This window comes from Methylobacterium sp. EM32, from assembly GCF_040593685.1.
Lineage (GTDB): Bacteria > Pseudomonadota > Alphaproteobacteria > Rhizobiales > Beijerinckiaceae > Methylobacterium.
This window is the reverse complement of record NZ_JBEXZS010000236.1, coordinates 1-5886: the sequence shown is the minus strand read 5'-3', so window position 1 is coordinate 5886 and position 5886 is coordinate 1. Positions and strand designations below refer to the sequence as shown.

6 protein-coding genes and 1 pseudogene are annotated in these 5886 nt (G+C 69.9%); 2 read left to right on the top strand and 5 right to left on the bottom strand.

The window, feature by feature from the left end; genetic code table 11:
- Nucleotides 1-293: 293 nt before the first annotated feature.
- The gene (locus ABZT49_RS29950; protein WP_232388408.1) at nt 294-434 is read right to left on the bottom strand and encodes a hypothetical protein; all 141 of its coding nucleotides are present in this window, start codon (nt 432-434) and stop codon (nt 294-296) included.
- A 264-nt stretch (nt 435-698) separates the two neighbouring features.
- Between ABZT49_RS29950 and ABZT49_RS29945 the strand changes: the two genes are divergently transcribed.
- Nucleotides 699-962: a hypothetical protein gene (locus tag ABZT49_RS29945; protein WP_355291643.1), complete on the top strand. Its 264-nt coding sequence runs from the start codon at nt 699-701 to the stop codon at nt 960-962.
- 61 nt (nt 963-1023) lie between these two features.
- On the opposite strand, the gene ABZT49_RS29940 is transcribed toward ABZT49_RS29945, so the two are convergent.
- The 4 genes from ABZT49_RS29940 to ABZT49_RS29925 form a co-directional block, all read right to left on the bottom strand.
- Nucleotides 1024-2232, bottom strand: coding sequence for an alpha-hydroxy acid oxidase (locus tag ABZT49_RS29940; RefSeq protein ID WP_355291645.1), 1209 nt, complete (start codon nt 2230-2232; stop codon nt 1024-1026).
- 175 nt (nt 2233-2407) lie between these two features.
- Nucleotides 2408-3958 carry a sodium:proton antiporter gene (locus ABZT49_RS29935; RefSeq protein WP_355291641.1) on the bottom strand — a complete coding sequence of 517 codons (1551 nt, stop codon included), beginning with the start codon at nt 3956-3958 and terminating at the stop codon, nt 2408-2410.
- Nucleotides 3959-4036: 78 nt separating this feature from the next.
- Nucleotides 4037-4288 (bottom strand): hypothetical protein, encoded by a 252-nt coding sequence (locus ABZT49_RS29930; RefSeq protein ID WP_355291639.1) that lies wholly within the window; start codon nt 4286-4288, stop codon nt 4037-4039.
- Nucleotides 4289-4406: 118 nt separating this feature from the next.
- On the bottom strand, nt 4407-4814 hold the full coding sequence (locus ABZT49_RS29925; protein ID WP_355291637.1) for a flagellar biosynthesis repressor FlbT: 408 nt from the start codon (nt 4812-4814) through the stop codon (nt 4407-4409).
- Between the two features lie 441 nt (nt 4815-5255).
- Between ABZT49_RS29925 and ABZT49_RS29920 the strand changes: the two are divergent.
- Nucleotides 5256-5886: pseudogene (locus ABZT49_RS29920) on the top strand (flagellar hook protein); the annotation flags it as partial.

Genomic DNA, 5886 nt, shown 5'->3' with positions numbered 1-5886 from the left:
GACATGATAGGCCTCCTGCATCTCAGGAGGCGTCAACGCCGTCTGGCTGCTTCACGGCAAAGCCAGACGGCAAAATTCATATGCGATCACCCTGCCCTCCACGGGGAGGGTGGCCCCTGCGTCAGCAGGGGTCGGGAGAGGGGCAGCGCGACACCGATCCAGGGAGCACCCCTCACAACGGTTCAGTTATTTTCGGAACCGTGGTTCCGCTCTCCCGCCCCGCATCCGCGGGGCAACCTCCTCCGCGGAGGGGGGAGGGTTCAGGAGCCGCGAGGTCACGAGGTCAGGAAAGCTCAATACCGCACGAATTCCCCGAGCCGCCCGGCGAGGCGATACGCCCGCTCGCGAGTGAGGCCGCGCAGGATGACCCGGGTGTCGCTGTAGAGCGTGAAGGTGCCGTCGGCGTCGGCCTGGATCCGGATCCCCTCGTGCATGGTCTGGCGCTCCCCCGTCGTTGCGGCATCCGTTCCGGAATGCCGGGAGAAACGCGCGGCGACGCGCCGGGATACGGGAGCCGTCAACATTTTTTTAAGGACCGAATTTTTCCGGCACCGGGCCCGCGAAAAACGAACCTTTCGCCGGAACCTTCACCGTTGGAAAATTCTTGTTCGTGACCCGCTGCCTGCGGGTGAGCCCGCCGCGCCGGCGGGCCGGTCCCCGCCGTCGGACGCGGGGGCCGCGCAGAGGAGACACCAAAGATGAAGAAGACGACTCTGGGCCTCGCGGCCGCGGCGGTTCTCGGCTGCCTCACCTTCGGCATCGGCGCGGCCTCCGCCGCCCCGGCGAGCCCGACCGGCATCCAGGCCGCCCCCATGATCGAACACGTGCAGATGACCCGCGGCGAGCGCCGGATGATGCGCCACCACCGGATGCACCGGCACATGATGCATCGTCGCCACATGATGCACCGGCGGCACATGATGCGCCACCGCATGATGCACCGCCACATGCACCGCATGTAACGGATGCCGCTCCGCCCGGCGCCGTGCCGGGTGGAGCTTTTCGGCCGGGCGGAGCCCTTCGTCAGAACGGCCGGTTGCTCAGCGCCGGCTTGCCGGCCAGGATCCGTTCGTCGACCTGGCGCACGTCGCGCAGGCCGCACATCGCCATCGTGACGTCGAGCTCCTTGCGGATGATGTCGAGGCACTGGGTCACGCCCGCCTCGCCGCCGGCCCCGAGCCCGTACAGGAAGGCGCGGCCGATGAAGACGCCGTGGGCGCCGAGAGCCAGCGCCTTGATCACGTCCTGGCCCGAGCGGATGCCGCCATCCATCAGCACCTCGATCCGGTCGCCCACCGCCTCGACGATGCCCGGCAGCGCGGCGATCGACGAGATCGCCCCGTCGAGCTGACGGCCGCCGTGGTTCGAGACGATCATCGCCTCGGCGCCGCTCTGGGCCGCCAGCTCCGCGTCCTCGGGATCGAGGATCCCCTTGAGGATCAGCTTGCCGCCCCAGCGGTCGCGGATGCGCTTGACGTCGTCCCAGTTGAGCCGGGGATCGAACTGCTCGGCGGTCCAAGACGAGAGCGAGCGCAGGTCCCCCACCCCTTGCGCGTGCCCGACGATGTTGCGGAAGGTGCGCCTTTGCGTGCGCAGCATGTTGAGGCACCAGCGCGGCTTCGTCGCCAGGTTGATGATGTTGGGGATCGTCATCCGGGGCGGGGTCGAGAGGCCGTTCTTCACGTCCTTGTGGCGCTGGCCCAGGATCTGGAGGTCGAGGGTGAGCACGAGCGCCGAGCATTGCGCCGCCTTCGCCCGGTCGATCAGCCGGTCGATGAAGTCGCGGTCGCGCATCACGTAGAGCTGGAACCAGAACGGCGCGTCGGTGTTCTCGGCCACGTCCTCGATCGAGCAGATGCTCATGGTCGAGAGCGTGAACGGCACCCCGGCCTTGGCGGCGGCGCGCGCGGCCAGGATCTCGCCGTCGGCGTGCTGCATCCCCGTCAGCCCGGTCGGCGCCAGCGCCACCGGCATGCTCACCGGCTGGCCCACCATCGTGCTCGCCAGCGTGCGGTTCGTCATGTCGACGGCGACGCGCTGGCGCAGCTTGATCTGGGAAAAGTCGTCCTCGTTCGCCCGGTAGGTGCCCTCCGAGTACGAGCCGGAATCGGCGTAATCGTAGAACATCCGCGGCACCCGCCGCTCGGCGAGCACCCGCAGGTCCTCGATGCAGGTGACGGGCCCGCTCGTGAAGAACCGCGACGTCCAGGACGGCGGCCGCGACGAGGGCATTCGGGTGGCGTGCATGGCGTCTCGCTCGTTCCGTCTCTTGTCGTCCGCGCGGGACCTCGCTCGTCCGGCACGCAGGTTTTTGGTCTCAAGCCCGAACGGGATACAATCAACCGTTCGGGTCTGACCATCGTTTTCGCCGTGCCCCCGGCGCGGCCCGGCACCGCGCCGGGCGCGGTCAGGGCGAGACCTCGTCCCGCGGGGTGGCGCTGAGCTCGGCCCAGTCGAGCTCCTCCTCGAGGCGCAGATAAGCGTCGTCGCCGATCTCGTCGCGCTCGCGCAGATCGACGATGACGGCGCGGGCGGCCTCGACGGCGCGGCGGCGCAACCCGTCGGCGGGCAGGCTCGCCGGGGCGAGGCCCTCCTCGTGGTCCTCCGCCTCGCGCAAGACGGCGTCGAACTCCCGCCGCAGCGCCTCGGCATGGGGCGAGCGGTCGTCGGCAAGGCTGTCGCGGGCCGCCCGGTAGGCCGCGGCGCGCGCCCGGCCGATCTCGATCCCGACCGGATCGTCGTCGCCGAGGGAGAACCAGGCGAGCAGCGGGCGCAAGGTGAGGCCCTGGATCACCAGCGTGCCGAGCACGACGCAGAACGCCGTCAGCACCACGAGGTCGCGGTGCGAGAAATCACCGGGCAGGGCCAGCGCCAGCGCGATGGTGATGACGCCGCGCATGCCGCACCACGCCACGATCGTGCCCGAGCGCAGGCCGATCGGCGCCGGTCCCACGGGCCCGGCGACGCGGTGCCAGAGCCGGGCACAGGCCCGGGCGCCGAGCACCCAAGCGAGCCGCACCACGACCGTGGTGGCGAAGACGGCCGCGGCGACGAGCGCGTAGTGGCTGCGCTCGGCCGGGCTCAGTCCCTCGAGGATCGGGCCGATCTGCAGGCCGATCAGCACGAAGGCGAGCACGTTGAGCACGAACACCGCCGTCTCCCAGACGGTGTTGGAGGTGACCCGCAGGTGGGCGGGCATGGTCTGGGGCGAGAGCCGCGATACGGCCAGCCCGAAGCTCACCACCGTCAGCACGCCCGAGACCCCGACCCGCTCGGCGGCGATCCAGAGGCCGAAGGTGGCGACGAATTGCAGCACCACGGCGCTCGGCGGATCGGTCACCCGGCGCATCAGCCGGACATAGAGCATCGCCAGGACCGGCCCGGCGATGATCCCGCCGACGACGCCGATGAGGAAGGTCGGGGCGACCTCGGCGACCGAGAACGAGCCCGTCGCCACCGCGCCCAGGGCGAGGCGGTAGATCAGCAGCGACGAGGCGTCGTTGAACAGGCTCTCGCCCTTGAGGATGGTGACGAGGCGGTGGGGCAGCCGGACATGGGCCAGCACCGAGAGCGCCGCCACCGCGTCCGGCGGTGCCACGATGGCGCCGAGCACGATGCCGGCGGCGAGCGGCAGGTCGGGCACGAGCCAGCGCGCCACCAGCGCCACCGCCATCGTCGTGACCCCGACCGCGCCGACGACGAGGCCGGCGACCGGCATCCAGTTGCGCTTGAGGTCGCGCAGGCTGGTGTCGTAGGCGGCGTCGAGCAGGACGGGCGCGAGGAACAGGGCGAGCGCGAGGTCGGGGTCGAGGCGCAAGTTCGGCACCTGCGGCACGAAGGCCAGCACCGCCCCGCCGATCGCCAGGAAGGCCGGGAACGGCGCCCCGAGGCGCCGCGCCACCCCGGCGAGCAGGACCGCGACGACGAGCACGCCCGCGATCCATTCGAAGATCAGCATCACCCCTCCGCTTCTGAAGGAGGGCAACGCGGATGGGGCACCCGCGGTTTGGTCGGGGGCGGGACGGAAGGGCGCGGCTCAGCCGCCGGAGCGAGGCTCGGCCGCTCGGCGTTCGGCAATCTGGAGTTCGGCGGCCTGAAGCTCGGCAACCTGGCCCGGGCGGAGGATGCGCCCGTCGGCGAGGATGATCCAGGCGCTCCCGGCTTCGATCGTGCGGGATGCCGCCACCGCCTCGCGCAGGGTCGTGGTCACCGGCTCGCCCCGGCCGCGTTCCGGCCAGGCGACGAGCTGCGCCGGAGAGGTCCAGTCGATCGAATCCGTGTCGCCCATCGCTCCGCACCTCGACGGGTCCGCGCCTCGACGGAGGCTTGCGCCTCACGGGGGAGAGACCATCACCCCATTGCGGCTGCCCCGGGGCGGAACCCTGGTGAAGGCGACGACGCCGCGCTCAGGCGGCGTCGGTCGCGGCGGTGTTCAGGCGCTCCATCAGGCTGCGCTCGTAGGCCACGAGCTCGCGGCCGATCTTCAGGGCGCGGTGATACTGCTTGTTCGCGAGCTCGTCCTGGATCGCCACCAGGTAGGGCGCGCTCGTCGGCATGCCGCGCAGGATCTCCATCGATTGCCGCACCAGCAGGTCGTCGGCCTCCATCGGATGGTCGGCGAGGTAGATCAGCTGGAGCGTGACGCACAAGCGCTTGCAGGCGGTGTCGGCGCCGCTCTCCGGGATGATCTCGCTCTCGCGCAGGAACTTGCAGGTGTTCTCGATCAGGAGGTTGGTCGAGCGCTCGCCGTTGCGGAGCGCCGCGCCGTTGATGATCAGGCGCTCGAACGGCTTCAGGTGGATGCGCAGGGGCATGGGCGTCTGTCCGTATAAGCTTTGGTGAAGGGTGCGCCTTCCGAGTCTGGTTGCATCCGGTCCGTCACCCCGACGGATCGGCGGGAGACCGCGCCGCCCCCCGCCGCCCGTCCCGCTCCGACGCCCCGCCGCGGGACGCAGGTACCGCGACCGGAGCCGCACCATCCGGAGACGGAAGCGGCCGGCGGGCCTGCCCGGGAGGCGGGGCACTGTGAGGGGAATAGGTGAACATGCGCCCGACGCTAGGACCCGGACGATTAAGAATTCACTGTACCGACGATCGAAACAACTCGCCCCGACATAGATTTATCCAACATTAACCATAACGGGACGCGCCATGTCGGCGAAACCGTTAGGCTTAAGGAAGACGAAAGGCCTGCGCGGCGATGGTGACGGCGTCGTCAAAAAGACGCCTCGCCCGACGATCAAAAAGGTCGCCCCATGTCCGACATCACCCTCTCGGCCGCCACCCGCCAGAACCTCCTGTCGCTCCAGGATACGGCAGCGCTGCTCTCCACGACGCAGACGCGCCTCTCGACCGGCAAGAGGGTCAACACCGCCCTGGACAGCCCGGTGAACTACTTCACCGCCCAGAACCTGAATTCGCGGTCGTCGTCCCTGACGAACCTGCTCGACGGCGTGTCGAACGGCATCCAGACGATCCAGGCCGCCAATACCGGCATCACCAAGCTGCGCGGCCTGACCGACCAGCTCAAGGCCATCACCCAGCAAGCTCTCTCGGCCTCCAACGCCTTCACCGCCAAGGCCAGCATCGGCTCGACCGCCCTGAGCGGCGCCACCGCCAACAACCTCCTGTCGGTCGGCGCGACCACCGCGGTGGCCGAGACGGCGATCGGCGGCGCCACTGCCACGCAGCAGACCGCCGTCACCGGCACGCTCAATGCCGCAGGCATCTCCGCCATCTTCACCGCCGCCGGCGGCAGCACCGCGACCCTCTCGATCGACGGCGTCAACGTCACCCTGAACCAGGCGACCGACGGTGCAAACAGCCAGGGCGTCCTCGACGCCATCAACAACCAGCTCAAGGCTGCGGGCTCGGCCGTCACGGCGA

Bases quoted from the DNA above. Each gene is read 5' to 3' on its own strand.
- ABZT49_RS29950 (WP_232388408.1), bottom strand. From the start codon at position 434: ATGCACGAGGGGATCCGGATCCAGGCCGACGCCGACGGCACCTTCACG.
- ABZT49_RS29945 (WP_355291643.1), top strand. From the start codon at position 699: ATGAAGAAGACGACTCTGGGCCTCGCGGCCGCGGCGGTTCTCGGCTGC.
- ABZT49_RS29940 (WP_355291645.1), bottom strand. From the start codon at position 2,232: ATGCCCTCGTCGCGGCCGCCGTCCTGGACGTCGCGGTTCTTCACGAGC.
- ABZT49_RS29935 (WP_355291641.1), bottom strand. From the start codon at position 3,958: ATGCTGATCTTCGAATGGATCGCGGGCGTGCTCGTCGTCGCGGTCCTG.
- ABZT49_RS29930 (WP_355291639.1), bottom strand. From the start codon at position 4,288: ATGGGCGACACGGATTCGATCGACTGGACCTCTCCGGCGCAGCTCGTC.
- ABZT49_RS29925 (WP_355291637.1), bottom strand. From the start codon at position 4,814: ATGCCCCTGCGCATCCACCTGAAGCCGTTCGAGCGCCTGATCATCAAC.